The 19,763-nt window shown below is 68.8% G+C and carries 15 protein-coding genes; 11 read left to right on the forward strand and 4 right to left on the reverse strand.

What is annotated here, in order from left to right; all coding sequences use genetic code 11:
- The first annotated feature begins 8 nt into the window (after nucleotides 1-8).
- Nucleotides 9-854 carry a transglutaminase domain-containing protein gene (locus ACFWWU_RS11545; protein WP_384142533.1) on the forward strand — a complete coding sequence of 282 codons (846 nt, stop codon included), beginning with the start codon at nucleotides 9-11 and terminating at the stop codon, nucleotides 852-854.
- Here ACFWWU_RS11545 and ACFWWU_RS11550 read toward each other — a convergent pair.
- The 4 genes from ACFWWU_RS11550 to ACFWWU_RS11565 form a co-directional block, all read right to left on the reverse strand.
- On the reverse strand, nucleotides 835-1,605 hold the full coding sequence (locus tag ACFWWU_RS11550) for a succinate dehydrogenase/fumarate reductase iron-sulfur subunit (protein WP_384142536.1): 771 nt from the start codon (nucleotides 1,603-1,605) through the stop codon (nucleotides 835-837). The two genes, ACFWWU_RS11545 and ACFWWU_RS11550, sit on opposite strands and share 20 nt — an antisense overlap.
- Nucleotides 1,602-3,512, reverse strand: coding sequence for a fumarate reductase/succinate dehydrogenase flavoprotein subunit (locus tag ACFWWU_RS11555; RefSeq protein WP_384142539.1), 1,911 nt, complete (start codon nucleotides 3,510-3,512; stop codon nucleotides 1,602-1,604). Before ACFWWU_RS11555 ends, ACFWWU_RS11550 begins: the two co-directional genes overlap by 4 nt.
- Nucleotides 3,513-3,544: 32 nt before the next feature.
- Entirely contained in the window at nucleotides 3,545-4,366 is an 822-nt protein-coding gene (locus ACFWWU_RS11560) for a hypothetical protein (RefSeq protein WP_384142542.1), read from the reverse strand.
- 64 nt (nucleotides 4,367-4,430) lie between these two features.
- Nucleotides 4,431-4,652 (reverse strand): hypothetical protein, encoded by a 222-nt coding sequence (locus ACFWWU_RS11565; protein ID WP_384142545.1) that lies wholly within the window; start codon nucleotides 4,650-4,652, stop codon nucleotides 4,431-4,433.
- Between the two features lie 248 nt (nucleotides 4,653-4,900).
- Between ACFWWU_RS11565 and ACFWWU_RS11570 the strand changes: the two genes are divergently transcribed.
- The 10 genes from ACFWWU_RS11570 to ACFWWU_RS11615 all read left to right on the forward strand — a co-directional run bounded on the left by ACFWWU_RS11570 (nucleotide 4,901) and on the right by ACFWWU_RS11615 (nucleotide 19,763).
- A complete protein-coding gene (locus ACFWWU_RS11570; protein WP_384142547.1) occupies nucleotides 4,901-7,312 on the forward strand; it encodes an ABC transporter family substrate-binding protein in 2,412 nt (803 codons plus the stop codon).
- Nucleotides 7,313-7,705: 393 nt separating this feature from the next.
- Entirely contained in the window at nucleotides 7,706-9,607 is a 1,902-nt protein-coding gene (gene typA / locus ACFWWU_RS11575) for a translational GTPase TypA (RefSeq protein WP_384142550.1), read from the forward strand.
- Between the two features lie 493 nt (nucleotides 9,608-10,100).
- Complete coding sequence (locus ACFWWU_RS11580; protein ID WP_384142553.1) at nucleotides 10,101-11,738, forward strand: ABC transporter substrate-binding protein; 1,638 nt, start codon at nucleotides 10,101-10,103, stop codon at nucleotides 11,736-11,738.
- Nucleotides 11,739-11,911: 173 nt separating this feature from the next.
- Nucleotides 11,912-12,844, forward strand: a complete 933-nt coding sequence (locus tag ACFWWU_RS11585; protein WP_384142893.1) for an ABC transporter permease — start codon at nucleotides 11,912-11,914, stop codon at nucleotides 12,842-12,844.
- A complete protein-coding gene (locus tag ACFWWU_RS11590; protein WP_384142557.1) occupies nucleotides 12,837-13,784 on the forward strand; it encodes an ABC transporter permease in 948 nt (315 codons plus the stop codon). Before ACFWWU_RS11585 ends, ACFWWU_RS11590 begins: the two co-directional genes overlap by 8 nt.
- Nucleotides 13,785-13,797: 13 nt before the next feature.
- Nucleotides 13,798-14,856 carry an ABC transporter ATP-binding protein gene (locus ACFWWU_RS11595; protein ID WP_384142560.1) on the forward strand — a complete coding sequence of 353 codons (1,059 nt, stop codon included), beginning with the start codon at nucleotides 13,798-13,800 and terminating at the stop codon, nucleotides 14,854-14,856.
- A complete protein-coding gene (locus ACFWWU_RS11600; protein WP_384142563.1) occupies nucleotides 14,849-15,937 on the forward strand; it encodes an ABC transporter ATP-binding protein in 1,089 nt (362 codons plus the stop codon). The genes ACFWWU_RS11595 and ACFWWU_RS11600 overlap by 8 nt, the downstream gene beginning before the upstream one ends.
- 194 nt (nucleotides 15,938-16,131) lie before the next feature.
- On the forward strand, nucleotides 16,132-17,757 hold the full coding sequence (locus ACFWWU_RS11605) for an ABC transporter substrate-binding protein (protein ID WP_384142566.1): 1,626 nt from the start codon (nucleotides 16,132-16,134) through the stop codon (nucleotides 17,755-17,757).
- Nucleotides 17,758-17,860: 103 nt separating this feature from the next.
- On the forward strand, nucleotides 17,861-18,784 hold the full coding sequence (locus tag ACFWWU_RS11610; RefSeq protein WP_384142569.1) for an ABC transporter permease: 924 nt from the start codon (nucleotides 17,861-17,863) through the stop codon (nucleotides 18,782-18,784).
- Nucleotides 18,777-19,763 carry an ABC transporter permease gene (locus tag ACFWWU_RS11615; protein ID WP_384142572.1) on the forward strand — a complete coding sequence of 329 codons (987 nt, stop codon included), beginning with the start codon at nucleotides 18,777-18,779 and terminating at the stop codon, nucleotides 19,761-19,763. The genes ACFWWU_RS11610 and ACFWWU_RS11615 overlap by 8 nt, the downstream gene beginning before the upstream one ends.

Consider the following 19,763-nt stretch of genomic DNA (forward strand, 5'->3'; position numbering starts at 1 on the left):
AGTACGTCATGACCAGTCGTCTGCTGATGCCCGTCCGGACCGCGGCCAGGACCACCGACAGGACCGCGGCCAGGACCGCCGACAGGAGGACCGCAGGCAGCGCGGCCGCCGGGTCCACCCGCCCCACTCCGATCCTGGACCTGGAGCACCCGAGGGTCGTCGCGTTCGTGGCGAGGGTCCTGCGGGAGGCGGACGCGCGGGGCGCGGTGACGGCGCGCGACCGGCTCCGGACGGCCCACGGGATCATCGTCCCGGCCGTCCGGCCGGTGTACTCCGTGGAGGACCGGCGCCGTGTGTCCCGGACGCTGCGGCTCGGCCGCGGCTCGTGCAGCCAGCGCATGGCGGTCCTGGAGGCGGTGGCCCGGTCGCTCGGAGTGCCGACCCGGGTGCGGGGACTGCTGGTCGACGGCGCGTTCTGGTACCCGCGCTTCCCGAAGGTGCGCCCCTTCGTGCCCGAGGAAGTCCTGCTGACCTGGCCCGAGTTCCTGCTCGACGGCGCCTGGGTGCCGGTGGCGGAGCTCTTCGACGCCCAGGGCCCGCGTACGGCCGCGAGCGGGCCCACGGCGGGCGGCTTCACCAACTCCGGTCCGGAGACCCTCTTCGAGGCCGTGGCCCGGACCCCGGTGGACTGGGACGCACCGGCCGCGTGCGCGGGCTCCACCGCCCCCTGCGACCTCTCCGCCCACCTCCGTACGGACCTCGGCCGCTTCGACTCGCGCGACGAGCTGTTCGCGCGCCACGGCCAGACGCTGTGCCGCCCCGCCCGCACCCTCGCCGAGCCCGTCCTCGGCCGGTGGAGCGCGGGCGCGACACCCGCTGCGCCGCCGGAGCCCGCTACGCCTTCCGCCGCCTGATCGTGTTGCCGAGCCACACCAGCGGGTCGTACTTCCGGTCCACGACCCGCTCCTTCAGCGGGATCAGCGCGTTGTCGGTGATCCGGATGGACTCCGGGCACACCTCCGTACAGCACTTGGTGATGTTGCAGTAGCCGAGCCCGTGCTCTTCCTGCGCGCTCCGCCGCCGGTCGATTCCGGCCTCCTCCGCCGAATCCAGCGGGTGCATGTCGAGCTCCGCGACCCGCATGAGGAACCGGGGTCCGGCGAAGGCCTCCTTGTTCTCCTCGTGGTCGCGCACGACATGGCAGGTGTCCTGGCACAGGAAGCACTCGATGCACTTCCTGAACTCCTGCGAGCGGTCCACGTCCTCCTGCCGCATCCGGTACTCGCCGGGGCCGACCCCGGGCGGCGGGACGAAGGCCGGGATCTCCCGGGCCTTCGCGTAGTTGAAGGAGACGTCCGTGACCAGATCGCGGACGATCGGGAAGGCGCGCATCGGGGTCACGGTGATCACCTCGTCCCGCGCGAAGACCGACATGCGGGTCATGCAGAGCAGCCGGGGCCGTCCGTTGATCTCGGCCGAGCACGAACCGCACTTGCCCGCCTTGCAGTTCCAGCGCACGGCGAGGTCGGGCGCCTGGGTGGCCTGGAGCCGGTGGACGACGTCGAGGACGACCTCCCCGTCGTGCACCTCGACCGTGTAGTCGGTCAGTTCGCCGCCGTCGGTGTCGCCGCGCCACACCCGGAAACGCGCGTCGTAGGCACTCATGACCCCAGCTCCCCTTCCAGCTCACCGTCGGCGAGGTACTTGGCCAGTTCCTCCTGCTCGAAGAGGGCGAGCAGGTCCGGACGGATCGGTTCGGTACGGACCCGTTCGAGCTCGATGCCGTCGCCGTCGGCGTGGCACAGCAGGTTCACGGGGCGCCACTCCCGCACCATCGCGGGGTGGTCCTCCCGGGTGTGCCCGCCCCGGGACTCGGTGCGCTCCAGGGCTGCCCGGGCCACGCACTCGCCGACGAGGAGCATGTTCCGCAGGTCGAGGGCGAGGTGCCAGCCCGGGTTGAACTGCCGGTGTCCCTCGACGCCGATCCGGCGGGCCCGCTCCCGCAGGGCGGCGATCCGCTCCAGGGCCTCGGCCATCTCGCCCTCCCGCCGGATGATCCCGACGAGGTCGTTCATCGTCTGCTGGAGTTCCTGGTGGAGCGTGTACGGGTTCTCCGGCGCCCCGCCCGACGGCGCCCCGCCCGACGGTCCGCCGAACGGCGCCAGCGCCTCCGCCTCCGCCGTCTCGATGTCGGCCGCCACGACCGTTCCGCCCGCCCCGGACATCGCGTACTGCGCCGCGTAGAGCCCGGCCCGCCGGCCGAAGACGAGCAGGTCGGAGAGGGAGTTGCCGCCGAGCCGGTTGGAGCCGTGCATGCCGCCCGCGACCTCGCCGGCCGCGAAGAGTCCCGGCACGCCGACCGTCGCCGCCGTCTCGGAGTCGACGGCCACGCCGCCCATCACGTAGTGGCAGGTCGGCCCGACCTCCATGGCCTCCGCCGTGATGTCGACGTCGGCCAGCTCCTTGAACTGGTGGTACATCGAGGGGAGCCGCCGCCGGATCACCTCCGCCGGCATCCGCGTCGACACGTCGAGGAACACCCCGCCGTGCGGGGAGCCGCGTCCCGCCTTCACCTCGGCGTTGATGGCCCGCGCCACCTCGTCGCGCGGCAGCAGCTCGGGCGGGCGCCGGTTGTGGTCGGGGTCCTCGTACCAGCGGTCGCCCTCCTCCTCCGTCTGCGCGTACTTCTCCTTGAAGACGTCGGGGACGTAGTCGAACATGAACCGCTCGCCCTCGGAGTTCCGCAGCACGCCGCCGTCGCCGCGTACGGACTCGGTGACGAGGATCCCCTTCACCGAGGGCGGCCAGACCATGCCGGTCGGATGGAACTGCACGAACTCCATGTTCACCAGCGGCGCGCCCGCGAGCAGGGCCAGTGCCTGCCCGTCGCCCGTGTACTCCCACGAGTTCGAGGTGACCTTGAAGGACTTGCCGATGCCGCCGGTCGCGAGGACGACCGCGGGCGCCTCCAGGACGAGGAAGCGCCCGGTCTCCCGCTCGTAGCAGAAGACCCCGGCCACCTGGCCGTTCGCGCCCTTCAGGATCCGGGTGACGGTGAACTCCTGGAAGACCTTCAGCCGCGCCTCGTGGTCGCCGGTCTCGCGGTGGTCCTCCTGCTGGAGGCCGACGATCCGCTGCTGGAGGGTCCGGATGAGTTCGAGCCCGGTCCGGTCGCCGACGTGCGCGAGCCGCGGGTACTCGTGCCCGCCGAAGTTGCGCTGCGAGATCCGGCCGTCCGCGGTCCGGTCGAAGAGGGCGCCCCAGGTCTCCAGCTCCCAGACCCGGTCCGGGGCCTCCTGGGCGTGCAGCTCGGCCATCCGCCACTGGTTGAGGAACTTGCCGCCCCGCATGGTGTCCCGGAAGTGCGTCTTCCAGTCGTCGTGCTCGTTGGCGTTGGCCATGGAGGCGGCGATTCCGCCCTCGGCCATGACGGTGTGGGCCTTGCCGAAGAGGGACTTGCAGATCACGGCGGTACGGGCGCCCGCCCGGCGCGCCTCGATCGCGGCCCGCAGTCCGGCGCCGCCGGCACCGACCACGACCACGTCCCACTGCTGTCGCTCCACCACTGCCATCTCAGAAGAACCTCACGTCGGAGAAGCTCACGTCAGAAGAACCTCGGGTCGTCGAAGGTGCCGGTCGCGAGCAGGTACACGTACAGGTCGCACACGGCGACGCTGATCAGCGAGGCCCACGCGAGCTGCATGTGCCACCGGTTCAGCCGCCCGGTCCAGGTCCACAGCCGGTACCGGACGGGGTGCTTCGAGAAGTGCCGCAGCCGGCCGCCGACGATGTGCCGGCAGGAGTGGCAGGACAGGGTGTACGCCCAGATGAGGGCGATGTTCACGAGGAAGACCAGCGTCCCGAGTCCCGCGTGCCCCCAGGCGTACGAGGCGTCGCGGAAGGTCAGCACGGTGTCGTAGGTGAGGATGCCGGCGACCGGCAGCGCCGCGTAGAAGAAGTACCGGTGGACGTTCTGCAGGAGCAGTGGGAAGCGGGTCTCGCCCGTGTACGTACGGTGGGGCTCGGCGACCGCGCAGGCCGGGGGAGACGCCCAGAAGCCCCGGTAGTACGCCTTGCGGTAGTAGTAGCAGGTCAGCCGGAAGCCGAGCGGGAAGATCAGGATCAGCAGGGCGGGGGAGAGGCCCCACCAGCTGCCGAAGATCTCCCAGTTCGGCCCGCCCTTCATGGGGACGCAGTTCGACGCCAGACAGGGCGAGTAGAACGGCGAGACGTAGGGGGCCGCGTAGTAGTCGGCGGCGGCGAACGCCCGCCAGGTCGAGTACGCGACGAAGGCGAGCAGTCCGGCCGCGGTGGCGGCGGGGGAGAGCCACCACCGGTCGGTGCGCAGATGGCGGGCGGCGATGGCGGCGCGCCCCGGGGAGCGCACCCCCGTCGCGGACCCGGGCGGTTCCGTACCTGTGGCCAACAGGCCCTCCTCCGGTCGGTTGCCGGTACGTCCTCAGGCGCGTGGTGGCCCGGGCGCGTGGCGGCTAAGGCGCGTGGCGGTCGCGTGCTCCCAGTCCCTCGTCGTCCGTGTCGGTCCACAGCTCGCTGTCGTACGGGGCGTCGGGGATGGTCACCAGGCCTTCGGCGCGGCCGACGGTCGGCGCCGGGCCCCGCTCCGCCGTGACGGAGCGCTCCAGCTCGCCGACGGTGCGGACCAGCTCTTCGAGGCAGCGCTTGACGGCCGCCAGATCGTCCTGAACGGACATGGGTTGCCCTCACTTCCGCGAGCGGCTTCCGCAGGAGTGTCGCGCGTCACACCCCGCTTGGGAAGCCATGTGCACGGGTTTCCACTCGTCCGGAGCGCCCCGGGTCGGGGTCGTTGGGCCGCACGAGTGGGGTTTCCCGGACGTGCCGCCGTGTCGCCGTGGCCGGATCCGCTCCGTCCTTTTCAGTGTATGAGCAATAGGTCTGATCATCTCTAAATGGCATAAATCTGGACGAAGGGGTACAAGTCATGTCCCAGTTCGGCGCCCCTCGCGGGAGGACATGCTCCAGGAGCCCCCGCTCCCGCACGCTCCGCTCCGTCGCCACCCTCACCAGTGCGGTCCTCGCCGTCACCGTGCTCGCCGGTTGCAGCTCCGGCGACGAAGCCGACGAGGCGCCGGCCGCCGCGCAGGACAACGCCCCCGCCGCGCGCGACAAGGTGGCCGACGGCGGCACCCTGCGCTGGGCCGTCGACGCGCTGCCCACCACCCTGAACAGCTTCCAGGCCGACGCCGACGGCACCACCGCCCGCATCGCCGGGGCCGTGCTCCCCTCCCTCTACACGATCGACGAGCGGGGCCGACCGCAGCTGAACCCGGACTACCTGGAGTCCGCGCAGGTCGTCGAGACCGAGCCGAAGCAGGTCGTCCTCTACAAGCTCCACCAGCAGGCGGTGTGGAGCGACGGACGCGAGATCGGGGCCCCCGACTTCGTGGCCCAGTGGCGGGCGCTGAGCGGCCGCGACACCGCGTACTGGACCGCCCGCAACTCCGGCTACGAGCGGATCGAGAAGATCGAGCGGGGCAAGAACGACCTGGAGGTGCGGGTCACCTTCTCCAAGCCCTACGCCGACTGGCAGTCCCTCTTCACCCCGCTCTACCCGAAGCAGGTGATGGGGTCCCCGAACTCCTTCAACGACGGGGCGCGCACCACGCTCAAGGCCACTGCAGGACCGTTCCTGCTGAAGTCGATCGACCGCAAGAGCGGCGACGTCACCCTGGCCCGGAACCCTCGCTGGTGGGGACAGTCCGCCAAGCTCGACAGCCTCGTCCTCAAGGCCGTCCCCCGCGCCGACCGCGCCGCCGCCCTCGCCGCGGGCAAGCTCGACCTGGCCGAGATCGACCGCGCCACGGCCGAACGGATCGCCCTCGCGCTCCGGGACGCCCGCGCCGGCCGGAACGGCGCGCAGGCGGCCCTCGCCCACGGCCCCGGCTCGGCGATCACCCCCTCCAAGGCCCTGAAGTCCTGGGCCCTCGCGTACGGCTCCGACGAGGAGAAGGCGGAGGAGGTCCAGGCCGCCCGCCAGAAGAACCAGAAGGCCGTCACCCGGTACGCGAACGAGCAGGACACCCTCGCCGGCTTCGTCGTCCGCAAGTCCCTGGAGCCCGCCTACACCCAGCTCTCGCTGAACGGCGAATCGGGCGCGCTCGCCGACGAGCGGGTACGGCGGGCGGTGGCCCGCGCCATCAACCGCCAGGAACTGGCCGAATCCGTACTCAAGCCCCTCGGCCTCCCCGCGACACCCCCCGGCAGCCACCTGGCCCTCGCCGGCCAGGCGGCGTACGCGGACAGCAGCGACGCACTCGGCGACCAGGACACCGCCGAGGCACGGGCGCTCCTCGCCGACGCGGGCTGGGTCCCGGGCGGGGCGCTCCGGAAGCCGGCCGGCGCGAAGGACGGCACCGAGGCCGGGAGCGAGGCCGAGAAGAAGGCGAAGCAGGCCGAGCGGGAGAAGAAGGAGAAGTCCGGCGACAAGGCCGCCGGCGCCGCCACCGACGCCAAGAAGAAGGCGAACGACACCGCCTCCGACGAGGGCCTCTACATCGTCGGCGACGACAAGCCGGGCGACCCCAGGGCCCTCCCCGCCCCCGTCGTCGGCGCCGCGGGCCCCGAGAACGGCACCAACGTCCTCGCCCCGGCCGCCGCGGCCGCGGGTCAGAGCGCCGCGCTCCTCGCCCGGGCCGAGGCGCTCGACACCGGCACGGGCTCCGGCGCCCGGGCCGGTGTCCCGGTCGCCAAGCCCGACCGGGGAGTGGCCGGGGCCTACGCCCCGCGCGGCACCGCGGCCCCCGTGACCGCGCCCGAGGCCACGCGGGTCCTCGGCAAGGACGGCAAGGCCCTCAGCCTCCGCTTCGTCCTGCCCTCCGGGCCCGGCTCGGAGTCGCTGCGCGCGGTCGGCGACCGGATCATCCGGATGCTCGACGCGGTGGGGATCCGTACGCAGGTCACCAAGGTCTCCGACGACAGCTTCTTCAAGGACCACGTCGCCGCGGGCGACTACGACCTGGCCCTCTACTCCTGGCCGGCCTCCGCCTTCCCGGCGACCGACGCCCGGCCCATCTTCGCCAAGCCCGAGCCCGCGTCGGACGGCTCGCTCCTGGTCGAGCAGAACTACTCGCGGGTCGGCACCGACCGCATCGACCAGCTCTTCGACCAGGCGGCCGGGACGCTCGACGAGGAGGAGGCCCGCGAGCTCGTCCGCCAGGCGGACGCCCGGATCTGGGCAGCGGCCGGTTCCATCCCCCTCTACCAGCGTCCGCAGCTCGTCGCGGCGAAGGCGGAGATCGTGAACGCGGGGGCCTGGGGCCTCGCCGTCCCCCGCTACCAGGACATCGGCTTCAAGAAGCCCGAATCCTCCAACGGAGCAGAGCGAAAGCGCTGAAAGCTCCAAAGTCTACGAAACCGCTGGTCACAACCTCAGAAGCAGCTCAAGTTCCTTGCCCGCCGGTGGCCCCGGCGGGCAGGATCGCGTCGGCCGCTTGACCCGGCCAGTCCGCTGTCACACCGCAGTCGCACCACAGCAGCACCGCATCTCCCGCGTGCCCGGAGCGTCCCCAGCGCGACCGGGCACACGCCGAACCGACCGGGCACACGCCGAACCCCCGGCGCTTCGGTGGATCAAGGCCGAAACCCCCTAGTAGACCCTCTCGGATCCGGGCGGGGAAGCCCCTTGCGCGGCAGCCCCGTACCATAGGACATAGCCGTGGCGCGTCCGCCCGGCGGGCGTACGAGGAACTGACGCCAATCCCACGATCCGAGAGAAGCGCAAGCACCCATGCCCACGCGCCACGACATCCGTAACGTCGCCATCGTCGCCCACGTCGACCATGGCAAGACGACCATCGTCGACGCCATGCTCAAGCAGGCCGGTGCCTTCGCCGCCCACCAGCAGCTCGACGACCGCATGATGGACTCGAACGACCTGGAACGTGAGAAGGGCATCACGATCCTCGCCAAGAACACGGCGGTGAAGTATCACCCCAAGGACGGCGGGGCCCCGATCACGATCAACATCATCGACACCCCGGGCCACGCCGACTTCGGTGGCGAGGTCGAGCGCGGTCTCTCGATGGTGGACGCGGTCGTCCTCCTCGTGGACGCCTCCGAGGGTCCGCTCCCGCAGACCCGCTTCGTGCTGCGCAAGGCCCTCCAGCAGCGCCTGCCCGTCATCCTCTGCATCAACAAGACGGACCGCCCGGACTCCCGGATCGACGAGGTCGTCAACGAGACGTACGACCTCTTCCTGGACCTGGACGCCGACGAGGACCAGATCGAGTTCCCGATCGTCTACGCCTGCGGCCGTGACGGCATCGCCTCGCTGACCAAGCCGGAGAACGGCACCGTTCCCGCCGACAGCGAGAACCTGGAGCCGTTCTTCTCCACCATCCTGGAGCACGTCCCGGCCCCGACGTACGACGAGGAGGCCCCGCTCCAGGCCCACGTCACCAACCTGGACGCCGACAACTTCCTCGGCCGCATCGCGCTCCTCCGCGTCGAGCAGGGCGAGCTGCGCAAGGGCCAGACGGTCGCGTGGATCAAGCGGGACGGCACGATCTCCAACGTCCGCATCACCGAGCTGATGATGACCGAGGCGCTCACCCGCAAGCCCGCCGAGGTCGCCGGCCCCGGTGACATCTGCGCCGTCGCCGGTATCCCCGACATCATGATCGGCGAGACCCTGGCCGACCCGGAGAACCCGATCGCGCTGCCGCTGATCACGGTCGACCAGCCGGCCATCTCCATGACCATCGGCACCAACACCTCGCCGCTCGTCGGCCGCGGTGGCACGGGCAAGGGCGCGGACGCCAAGTCCGCGGTCAAGCAGCGCAAGGTCACCGCCCGCCAGGTCAAGGACCGTCTGGACCGCGAGCTGATCGGTAACGTGTCGCTCCGCGTCCTCGACACCGAGCGCCCGGACGCCTGGGAGGTCCAGGGCCGTGGTGAGCTCGCGCTCGCCATCCTGGTCGAGCAGATGCGCCGCGAGGGCTTCGAGCTGACCATCGGCAAGCCGCAGGTCGTCACGAAGCTCGTCGACGGCAAGGTCCACGAGCCGGTCGAGCGCCTCACGGTCGACGTGCCCGAGGAGCACATGGGCGCCGTCACGCAGCTCATGGGCGTCCGCAAGGGCCGCATGGACAACATGTCGAACCACGGCTCCGGCTGGGTCCGCATGGAGTTCGTCGTTCCGTCCCGTGGCCTCATCGGCTTCCGTACGGAGTTCCTGACGAACACCCGCGGCACGGGCATCGCCCACTCGATCCACGAGGGCCACGAGCCGTGGTTCGGCACGCTGACGACCCGTAACAACGGTTCGCTGGTCGCCGACCGCGCCGGTGCCGTCACCGCCTTCGCGATGACGAACCTCCAGGAGCGCGGCGTCCTGTTCACCGACCCCGGCACCGAGGTGTACGAGGGCATGATCGTCGGCGAGAACTCCCGCTCCGACGACATGGACGTGAACATCACCAAGGAGAAGAAGCTCACCAACATGCGCTCCTCCTCCGCCGACTCCTTCGAGGCGATCGTCCCGCCGCGGAAGCTCTCCCTGGAGCAGTCCCTGGAGTTCTGCCGCGACGACGAGTGCGTCGAGGTGACCCCGGAGGCCGTGCGTATCCGCAAGGTCGTCCTGGACCAGAACGCGCGCGGTCGCACGGCTTCCCGCGCCAAGAACGGCTGAGTAAGGTCGCATACGGCCGAGGGCGGCGGGGTAGATCATCGACCTGTGATCTTCGCTGCTCTCGACTCACGTATCGACTGACATAGCGTCAGCACCGGAGCCCGGGCCCCCACAGACACCTGTGGGGGCCCGGGCTTTTCGTCAAGTTCCGTCAACTCCATTTCGGAGGCCGAGTGTCCGTATATCGGCCATCGCTCTCCGGTACGTGTGTTAACGGTCCGTTTCGGGGGTGTCTGTCTGTGCTCAGTTTGTCCGGATTTCGGTATCTGGGGCCTTGGTGATGTTGTCAAAACGAGACCACTTAAGTGTGGTTTACAGCCCGGGCGTACTTAATAGTTGGCTCCATTGAGCTCGGGTCAATGGGTCACGCACTGTGGGGAGTGCCGACTCACGAGCACACTCGGGGCACTTGAGTGCAACGCCGTCAGGGGTGTCGGCGAACTCGGAGTGCCCCCTCTTGTAGTGACAAAAGTGGACTCATGAGGAGGAACCCATGCGCGGTGCCAAGAGCGCCAAGTGGGTAACGGGCGCGATCATCGTCGCCCTTGCTGCGACCGCCTGTGGCGGGGGTAAGACCGACAGCGGCGACGGCAAGGGCGCTGTTGACCCGAACGGAATTTTCTCCATCGAGCTGGGCGAGCCTGAGAAGCCCCTGCTCACCGGCGACACGATGGAGTCCAACGGCTCCGCCGTCATGGCCGGCCTGTTCTCGACCCTGGTCGACTACAAGGCTGACGGCTCGCTGGAGATGATCAACGCCGAGTCGGTCACCACGACGGACTCGAAGACGTGGACCGTCAAGCTCAAGCCGGGCTGGACCTTCCACGACGGCACCCCGGTGACCTCCAAGTCCTACGTGGACGCGTGGAACTGGAACGCCAGCCTGAAGAACGCCCAGGGCCTCGCGACCTGGTTCGCGGACATCAAGGGCTACGACAAGGTCCACCCGGACGCCGAGGGCGCCAAGCAGACCGCCGACAAGCTCGAGGGTCTGAAGGTCGTCGACGAGACCACCTTCAAGATCGAGCTCTCGAAGGCCGTCCCGTACTTCGGTCACAAGCTGGCCTACATCGTCTTCGCGCCGATGGCCGAGTCCTTCTACAAGGACCCGGCCGCGGGCGGCCAGAAGCCGGTCGGCAACGGTCCCTACAAGTTCAAGAGCTGGGACCACAAGAAGAAGATCGAGATCACTCGATACGACGACTACAAGGGCCCGAACAAGGCGAAGAACGGCGGTGTGGTCTTCAAGAACTACACCACCCTCGAGGCCGCGTACGAGGACCTGAAGGCCGGCAACGTCGACGTCCTGCGTCAGATCGCGCCGAAGGACCTCCCGGTCTACCGCCAGGACCTCGGCGACCGTGCCGTGGACCAGCCGTACTCCGCGATCCAGACCATCGCCATCGCCTTCTACGCCGACCAGTGGAAGAAGCCGAAGCAGATCGACCCGCGCGTCATCCAGGGTCTGTCCATGGCGATCGACCGTGCCACCATCACCAAGACGGTGCTGCAGGGTACGCGTGAGCCCGCGACCGGCTGGGTCGCCAAGGGTGTCCTGGGCTTCCAGGAGGACGGTGGCGCCGGCGTCACCAAGTTCGACCCCGCGAAGGCCAAGGAGCTCATCAAGGCCGGCGGTGGCGTCCCGAACAACAAGATCTCGATCCAGTTCAACGCCGACGGTGGCCACAAGGAGTGGGTGGACGCTGTCTGCAACTCCATCACCCAGGCCACGACTGTCCAGTGTGTCGGCGACGGCAAGCCGGACTTCCAGGCCGACCTCCAGGCCCGTAAGGGCAAGCAGGTCAAGTCGATCTACCGCTCCGGCTGGGTGCTCGACTACCCGGTGAACGCCAACTTCATCTCGGACCTGTTCCGTACGGGTGCGGCGGGTAACCAGGGCGACTTCTCCAACAAGACGCTGGACGCGAAGATCGCCAAGGCCGACTCGGCCGCGACGCTCGACGAGTCCGTGAAGCAGTTCCAGGCCATCGAGAAGGACCTGGTCAACTACATGCCGTCGATCCCGCTCTGGTACTACAAGGTCAACGCGGGCTACTCCGAGAAGGTTTCGGGCGTGGCCTACGGTCAGGACGGCGACCCGATCCTGACCGGCGTCGAGGTCAAGAAGTAATCACCCAAGCGTAGTCCGCCTGCCGATGCGGGGCTGACGGGAAGTCAGCCCCGCACTCGGCGCCTTACGCATGTGGCTGGGGGGCCCTTCCGCGACACTCGCGCACCCGAAAGGGGCGCGGCTGCCGCGGGAGGGCCCGTCGGTTGCTGCTGTCACATTTCAACGGAGGCATGATGGGGCGCTATGTCGCACGACGACTGCTCCAGATGATCCCGGTATTCCTCGGGACGACCCTGCTGATCTTCCTCATGGTCTACAGCCTGCCCGGCGACCCCGTGGCGGGGATGTTCGGGGACAAGGGCGCTGACCCCGCGACCCTCGCGAAGATCAGACACGATCTGGGACTGGATCTGCCGCTCTGGCAGCAGTACTGGAACTACATGACCGACATCATCCTGCACTTCGACTTCGGGAACCAGATCCGCAACGGTCGCCCGATCACCGAGGTACTGGGTGAGGCGTTCCCCGTCACTCTGCAGCTCGCCGCTCTCGCGTTCGCGTTCGAGCTGGTCTTCGGCCTCGGCCTCGGCATCATCGCCGGCCTCAAGGCCGGCCGGCTCGCCGACAACGCGGTCCTGATCTTCACGCTGCTGATCATCTCGATCCCGGTCTTCGTCCTCGGCTTCATCATCAAGATGGTGTTCGCCTTCGAACTGGGCTGGATCGAGCCGGTTGTCAGCAACGACCAGCTGGTGTCCGAGATGATCGCGCCGGCCATCGTGCTGGGCGGTCTCTCCCTCGCGTACGTCGCCCGGCTCACCCGCACCTCCATGGCGGAGAACCTGCGCGCCGACTACATGCGCACGGCCGTCGCCAAGGGTCTGCCCCGCCGCCGCGTCATCGGCGTGCACCTCATGCGCAACTCGATGATCCCCGTGATCACCTTCCTCGGCACGGACATCGGCGCCCTCATGGGCGGCGCGGTCGTCACCGAGCGCATCTTCAACATCAAGGGTGTCGGTGGTCTCATCGCCGACTCGATCACCCGGCGTGAAGGGGCCACCCTGGTCGGCCTCGTCACCATCCTGGTGGTCATCTACCTCGTCACCAGCCTGCTCATCGACCTGCTGTACGCGGTCCTGGACCCGAGGATCCGGTATGCCTGACGTGACCAAGACCGTCCCCGCCGTCGAGGACGCCGTCGCGCTTCCCGCCGACGTGACTCCTCCGGCGAAGCAGGAGAAGGCCCGCAGCCTCTGGGGCGACGCCTGGGCGGACCTGCGCCGCAACCCGTACTTCCTCGTCTCGTCGGTGCTGATCTTCTTCCTGTTGGTGATCGCTGCCTTCCCGAGCCTCTTCACCAGCGCGTCGCCGACCGCCGGTGACCTGGTCAAGCACTTCCTCGGCAAGCCGGAGCTCGGCAGCATCGGCTCCGAGGGCTGGCTCGGCTACGATGGCCAGGGCCGCTCCGTCTACGCCCGACTGATCTACGGCACCCGTGCCTCGATCATCGTCGGCATCTGCGTCACCGCGATCGTCACGGTCGTCGGCGGTGTGACGGGCATGATCGCCGGCTACTTCGGCGGTGCCGTCGACGCGCTGCTCTCCCGGTTGACGGACATCTTCTTCGGCATCCCGTTCCTGCTCGGCGCCATGGTCGTCCTGCAGTCCTTCGTCGAGCGCACCGTCTGGGTCGTCGTCTTCGCCCTGGCGTTCCTCGGCTGGACCCAGATGGCCCGCGTCATGCGCGGTGCCGTGATCACCGTCAAGCAGGCCGACTACGTACACGCGGCCAAGGCGCTGGGTGCCGGCACGACCCGCATCCTGTTCCGGCACATCCTGCCGAACGCCATGGCTCCGGTGATCGTCGTCGCCACCATCGCCCTGGGCGGATACATCTCCGCCGAGGCCACCCTCTCGTACCTGGGTCTGGGCCTCGCCGCCCCGACCGTGTCGTGGGGTGTGGACATCTCCACCGGTGTCGACCAGATCCGAGTGGCGCAGCACATCCTGCTGTACCCCTCGATCATGCTCAGCATCACCGTTCTGGCGTTCATCATGCTCGGCGAAGCCGTCCGCAACGCCCTCGACCCCAAGCTGCGCTGAGGAGGGCGTAAACGTGACCATCATCGACAACACCGCGACGGTCCCGTCGCCCCGCGACGGCGCCGACCACAACGGTCCGCTGCTCGAAGTCCGTGACCTGCACGTCGAGTTCCACACCCGAGACGGTGTGGCCAAGGCGGTCAACGGCGTCAACTACTCGGTGGACGCCGGCGAGACCCTCGCCGTCCTCGGCGAGTCCGGCTCCGGCAAGTCCGTCACCGCTCAGGCCATCATGGGCATCCTCGACATGCCGCCGGGCAAGATCCCGCAGGGCGAGATCCTGTTCCGCGGCCAGGACATGCTGAAGATGTCCGAGGAGGAGCGCCGGAAGATCCGCGGCCGGAAGATCGCGATGATCTTCCAGGACGCGCTGTCCTCCCTCAACCCGGTCCTCAGCGTCGGCTACCAGCTCGGCGAGATGTTCCGGGTGCACCAGGGCCTGTCCAAGAAGGACGCCAAGGTCAAGGCCATCGAGCTGATGGACAAGGTCAAGATCCCCGCCGCCGCGGCGCGGGTCTCCGACTACCCCCACCAGTTCTCCGGCGGTATGCGCCAGCGCATCATGATCGCCATGGCGCTCGCCCTGGAGCCGGACCTGATCATCGCCGACGAGCCCACCACGGCTCTCGACGTGACCGTCCAGGCCCAGGTCATGGACCTCCTCGCGGAGCTCCAGCAGGAATACAACATGGGCCTGATCCTGATCACCCACGACCTCGGCGTCGTCGCCGACGTCGCGGACAAGATCGCCGTGATGTACGCCGGCCGGATCGTCGAGCAGGCGCCGGTGCACGAGCTGTACGGGCGCCCCGCGCACCCGTACACCCGAGGTCTCCTGGACTCGATCCCGCGCCTGGACCAGAAGGGCCAGGAGCTGTACGCGATCAAGGGCCTGCCGCCCAACCTGCTCCGCGTGCCCACCGGCTGCGCCTTCAACCCGCGCTGCCCCAAGGCCGACGACATCTGCCGTACGGAGATCCCGGCCCTGGCGCCGGTCACCGAGCAGGACGGCGCGGATCTCCCGGGCCGTAAGAGCGCCTGCCACTTCTGGAAGGAGACGATCCATGGCTGACCTCAGCAAGAACGACGAGGCCGTGGCCGCCGCCGTCGAGGCCCCCGTGGGCCGCGGCGAGCCGATCCTCCAGGTCCGCAACCTGAAGAAGCACTTCCCGCTGACGCAGGGCATCCTGTTCAAGAAGAACGTCGGCGCGGTCAAGGCCGTGGACGGGGTCTCCTTCGACCTCTACCAGGGCGAGACCCTCGGCATCGTGGGCGAGTCCGGCTGTGGCAAGTCCACGGTCGCCAAGCTCCTGATGAACCTGGAGCGGGCCACCGCCGGCGAGGTCTTCTACAAGGGCCAGGACATCACCAAGCTGTCCGGGCGCGCCCTGAAGGCCGTCCGCCGCAACATCCAGATGGTGTTCCAGGACCCGTACACCTCGCTCAACCCGCGGATGACGGTCGGCGACATCATCGGCGAGCCCTTCGACATCCACCCCGAGGTGGCCCCGAAGGGCGACCGGCGCCGCAAGGTGCAGGAGCTGCTCGACGTCGTCGGTCTGAACCCCGAGTACATCAACCGGTACCCGCACCAGTTCTCCGGCGGTCAGCGCCAGCGCATCGGCATCGCCCGCGGCCTCGCGCTCAACCCGGAGATCATCATCTGCGACGAGCCGGTCTCGGCCCTGGACGTCTCCGTCCAGGCGCAGGTCATCAACCTGATGGGGAAGCTCCAGGAGGAGTTCAACCTCTCCTACCTCTTCATCGCGCACGACCTGTCGATCGTCCGGCACATCTCGGACCGCGTCGGCGTCATGTACCTCGGCAAGATGGCCGAGATCGGTACGGACGAGCAGATCTACGAGCACCCGACGCACCCGTACACGCAGGCGCTGCTCTCCGCGGTGCCGGTGCCGGACCCGCAGGCCCGCGCGCACCGCGAGCGGATCATCCTCACCGGTGACGTCCCCTCGCCGGCCAACCCGCCGTCGGGCTGCAGCTTCCGCACCCGCTGCTGGAAGGCGCAGGAGAAGTGCTCCCAGGAGACTCCGATCCTCGCGATCCCGGAGCGCTTCCAGGGCCAGGACACCCCGGCCGCCCACTTCTCGGCGTGCCACTTCGCCGAGGAGAAGCAGGTCGTCCCGGTGCACTGACGCACTGATACGCCGTCTGATCCGGTTCGCCCGGAGACCGAGAGGCCCCCGCCACCCGTAAGGGTGCCGGGGGCCTCTCGCGTTGCCGGGGCGCCCCGACGGCCGCACCAATGGGCGCCGACAACATGCATACCTCCTGATTTCGGGCCATATTGAGCCCTAAGTCACACTTAGGGACATATGGGAGGCACTCCATGCGCGGAGCCACGCACGCCAAGTGGGCCGCTCTGGCCACCGCAGTCGCCCTCGCGGCGACCGCTTGCGGCGGCGGCGACGACAGCGGCGGCGGAGGGGCCGACGGCATCGTGTCCTCCTCGTGGGGAGACCCGCAGAACCCACTGGAGCCCGCCAACACCAATGAGGTGCAGGGCGGCAAGGTCCTCTCCATGATCTTCCGGGGGCTCAAGCAGTACGACCCGAAGACCGGCGAGGCCAAGGACATGCTCGCCGAGAAGATCGATACCACCGACTCGACCAACTTCACCATCACGGTCAAGGACGGCTGGACCTTCTCCAACGGCGAGGCGGTCACCGCCAAGTCCTTCGTCGACGCCTGGAACTACGGCGCCCATCTGAAGAACAACCAGAAGAACGCCTACTTCTTCGGCCAGATCGAGGGGTACGACAAGGTCCACCCCGAGAAGGGCGAGCCCACCGCCGAGACCATGTCCGGCCTCAAGGTCACAGGCCCCCAGACCTTCACGGTCAAGCTCACCCAGAAGTTCTCCACCTGGCCCATCACCCTCGGCTACGCGGCCTTCGCGCCGCTCCCCAAGGCCTTCTTCGACGACCACGCGGCCTGGCTGTCGAAGCCGGTCGGCAACGGCCCGTACACCGTCGACTCGTACACCAAGGGCTCCGAGATGGCCCTCAAGCGCTGGGACGGCTACCCCGGCGCCGACAAGGCCCAGAACGGCGGCATCACCCTCAAGGTCTACACCGACAACAACACCGCCTACACCGACCTGACGGCCGGAAACCTCGACCTCGTCGACGACGTCCCCGCCGCCCAGCTCAAGAACGTCTCGGCCGACCTCGGCGACCGGTACATCAACGTCCCCGCCGGCATCATCCAGACCCTGTCGTTCCCGTTCTACGACTCGGCCTGGAACAAGCCCGGACAGGAGAAGCTCCGCCAGGGTCTCTCCATGGCGATCGACCGCGAACAGATCACCGAGACGATCTTCCAGAAGACCCGCACCCCCGCCGTCGACTGGACCTCCCCGGTCCTCGGCGAGGAGGGCGGCTTCAAGGACATCTGCGGCGACTTCTGCAAGTACGACGCGGCCGAGGCGAAGAAGCTCGTCGCCGAGGGCGGCGGCATCCCCGGCGGCACCATGAGGATCTCGTACAACGCCGACACCGGCTCCCACAAGGAATGGGTCGACGCGGTCTGCAACTCCATCAACCGTGCCCTCGGCAACGACACGGCCTGTGTCGGCAACCCGGTCGGCACCTTCGCCGACTACCGCAACCAGGTCACCTCGCAGAAGCTCACGGGCCCCTTCCGAGCCGGCTGGCAGATGGACTACCCGCTCATCCAGAACTTCCTCCAGCCCCTCTACTACACCAACGCCTCGTCCAACGACGGCAAGTGGACCGACCCCGAGTTCGACAAGCTGGTCGACCAGGCCAACGCCGAGACCGACATCGCCAAGGCCGTCGGACTCTTCCAGCAGGCCGAGGAAGTCCTCCGCGACGACATGGGCGCCATCCCGCTCTGGTACCAGAACGGCAGCGCCGGCTACTCGGAGCGCGTCTCCAACGTGACGCTGAACCCGTTCAGCGTCCCGGTCTACGACCAGATCAAGGTCAACTGACGTCGTAGCAGGTCGGAGGCGTACGGCCCGGCCCGCGGACCCCCGCGCCGGGCCGTACGCCTTCCTCACACCCCTACCCGGAGCCAACCCCCGGAGTCCCCCCATGGGTCGTTATGTGATCCGGCGACTGCTGCAGATGATCCCGGTCTTCTTCGGCGCCACGCTGCTGATCTTCCTGATGGTGAACGTGATGGGCGACCCCATCGCCGGACTGTGCGGCGACCGCCAGTGCGACCCGGCGACCGCGGCGCAGCTGGAGAAGGAGTTCGGACTCGACAAGCCGGTCTGGCAGCAATACCTGACCTACATGGGCAACGTCTTCACCGGCGACTTCGGCACTGCCTTCAACGGCCAGGAAGTCACCGAGCTGATGGCCAGCGCCTTCCCGGTCACCATCCGCCTCACCCTCGTCGCCATCTTCTTCGAGATCGTCATCGGCATCAGCCTCGGCGTCCTCACCGGCCTCAAGCGCGGCCGCCCCGTCGACACCACCGTGCTGCTGCTGACGCTGGTCGTCATCTCCATCCCGACCTTCGTCACCGGCCTCCTCCTCCAGCTCCTCCTGGGCGTGAAGTGGGGCTGGATCAAGCCGGCCGTCTCCAGCGACGCCCCGCTGAACGAGCTGATCGTCCCCGGCCTCGTCCTCGCCTCGGTCTCCCTCGCGTACGTCACCCGGCTGACCCGGACCTCGATCGCCGAGAACAAGCGGGCCGACTACGTCCGCACCGCCGTCGCCAAGGGCCTGCCCCGGCACCGGGTCATCAGCCGCCACCTGCTGCGCAACAGCCTCATCCCGGTGGTGACCTTCATCGGTACCGACATCGGCGCGCTCATGGGCGGAGCCATCGTCACCGAGCGGATCTTCAACATCCACGGTGTCGGCTACCAGCTCTACCAGGGCATCCTCCGCCAGAACACCCAGACCGTGGTCGGCTTCGTGACCGTCCTCGTCCTGGTCTTCCTGGTGGCGAACCTGCTCGTCGACCTCCTGTACGCCGTCCTTGACCCGAGGATCCGCTATGCCTGAGCAGCCTCAGCCGTTCGACGACGGCCGCGCGATCAACCACACCGGCGCCGGGGGCGGCACCGACCTCGCGATGGACGAGGGCGAGACGCTGGAGAAGACGCCCGGCGGCCCCGAGGGCACCGGACCCGACAAGAAGCCCCGCTCGCTCTGGTCCGACGCCTGGCACGACCTGCGCCGCAACCCGATCTTCATCATCTCCGGCCTGGTCATCATCTTCCTGGTGATCATCTCGATCTGGCCCCAGCTCATCGCCGGCGGCAACCCGCTCGACTGCGACCTCTCCAAGGCCCAGGAGGGCTCCCAGCCCGGCCACCCCTTCGGCTTCAACGGCCAGGGCTGCGACGTCTACACCCGTACCGTCTACGGAGCCAGGGCCTCCCTCCAGGTCGGCCTCTTCGCCACCCTCGGCGTGACCCTCCTCGGCTCCGTCCTCGGCGGCCTCGCCGGCTTCTACGGCGGCGCCTGGGACGGCTTCCTCTCCCGCGTCACGGACGTCTTCTTCGCGATCCCCGTCGTCCTCGGCGGCCTCGTCCTGCTCTCCGTCGTCAGCAGCAGCACCGTCTGGCCCGTCATCGGCTTCATGGTGCTCCTCGGCTGGCCGCAGCTCTCCCGCATCGCCCGCGGCTCCGTCATCACCGCCAAGCAGAACGACTACGTCCAGGCCGCCCGCGCGCTCGGCGCCTCCAACAACCGGATGCTGCTCCGGCACATCGCGCCCAACGCCCTCGCGCCCGTCATCGTCGTCGCGACCATCGCCCTCGGCACGTACATCTCCCTTGAGGCGACGCTCTCCTTCCTCGGTGTCGGCCTCAAGCCCCCCACCGTCTCCTGGGGCATCGACATCTCCTCGGCCGCCCCCTACGTGCGCAACGCACCGCAGATGCTGCTCTGGCCCTCCGGCGCGCTCGCCATCACGGTGCTCGCCTTCATCATGCTCGGCGACGCCGTCCGCGACGCCCTCGACCCGAAGCTGAGGTAG

The organism is Streptomyces sp. NPDC058650, assembly GCF_042717315.1.
Taxonomy (GTDB): Bacteria; Actinomycetota; Actinomycetes; order Streptomycetales; family Streptomycetaceae; genus Streptomyces.

What these genes read in the sequence shown, in the direction of transcription:
- ACFWWU_RS11545 (WP_384142533.1), top strand. Translation starts at nt 9, where the DNA reads ATGACCAGTCGTCTGCTGATGCCCGTCCGGACCGCGGCCAGGACCACC.
- ACFWWU_RS11550 (WP_384142536.1), bottom strand. Translation starts at nt 1,605, where the DNA reads ATGAGTGCCTACGACGCGCGTTTCCGGGTGTGGCGCGGCGACACCGAC.
- ACFWWU_RS11555 (WP_384142539.1), bottom strand. Translation starts at nt 3,512, where the DNA reads ATGGCAGTGGTGGAGCGACAGCAGTGGGACGTGGTCGTGGTCGGTGCC.
- ACFWWU_RS11565 (WP_384142545.1), bottom strand. Translation starts at nt 4,652, where the DNA reads ATGTCCGTTCAGGACGATCTGGCGGCCGTCAAGCGCTGCCTCGAAGAG.
- ACFWWU_RS11570 (WP_384142547.1), top strand. Translation starts at nt 4,901, where the DNA reads ATGTCCCAGTTCGGCGCCCCTCGCGGGAGGACATGCTCCAGGAGCCCC.
- typA (WP_384142550.1), top strand. Translation starts at nt 7,706, where the DNA reads ATGCCCACGCGCCACGACATCCGTAACGTCGCCATCGTCGCCCACGTC.
- ACFWWU_RS11580 (WP_384142553.1), top strand. Translation starts at nt 10,101, where the DNA reads ATGCGCGGTGCCAAGAGCGCCAAGTGGGTAACGGGCGCGATCATCGTC.
- ACFWWU_RS11585 (WP_384142893.1), top strand. Translation starts at nt 11,912, where the DNA reads ATGGGGCGCTATGTCGCACGACGACTGCTCCAGATGATCCCGGTATTC.
- ACFWWU_RS11590 (WP_384142557.1), top strand. Translation starts at nt 12,837, where the DNA reads ATGCCTGACGTGACCAAGACCGTCCCCGCCGTCGAGGACGCCGTCGCG.
- ACFWWU_RS11600 (WP_384142563.1), top strand. Translation starts at nt 14,849, where the DNA reads ATGGCTGACCTCAGCAAGAACGACGAGGCCGTGGCCGCCGCCGTCGAG.
- ACFWWU_RS11605 (WP_384142566.1), top strand. Translation starts at nt 16,132, where the DNA reads ATGCGCGGAGCCACGCACGCCAAGTGGGCCGCTCTGGCCACCGCAGTC.
- ACFWWU_RS11610 (WP_384142569.1), top strand. Translation starts at nt 17,861, where the DNA reads ATGGGTCGTTATGTGATCCGGCGACTGCTGCAGATGATCCCGGTCTTC.
- ACFWWU_RS11615 (WP_384142572.1), top strand. Translation starts at nt 18,777, where the DNA reads ATGCCTGAGCAGCCTCAGCCGTTCGACGACGGCCGCGCGATCAACCAC.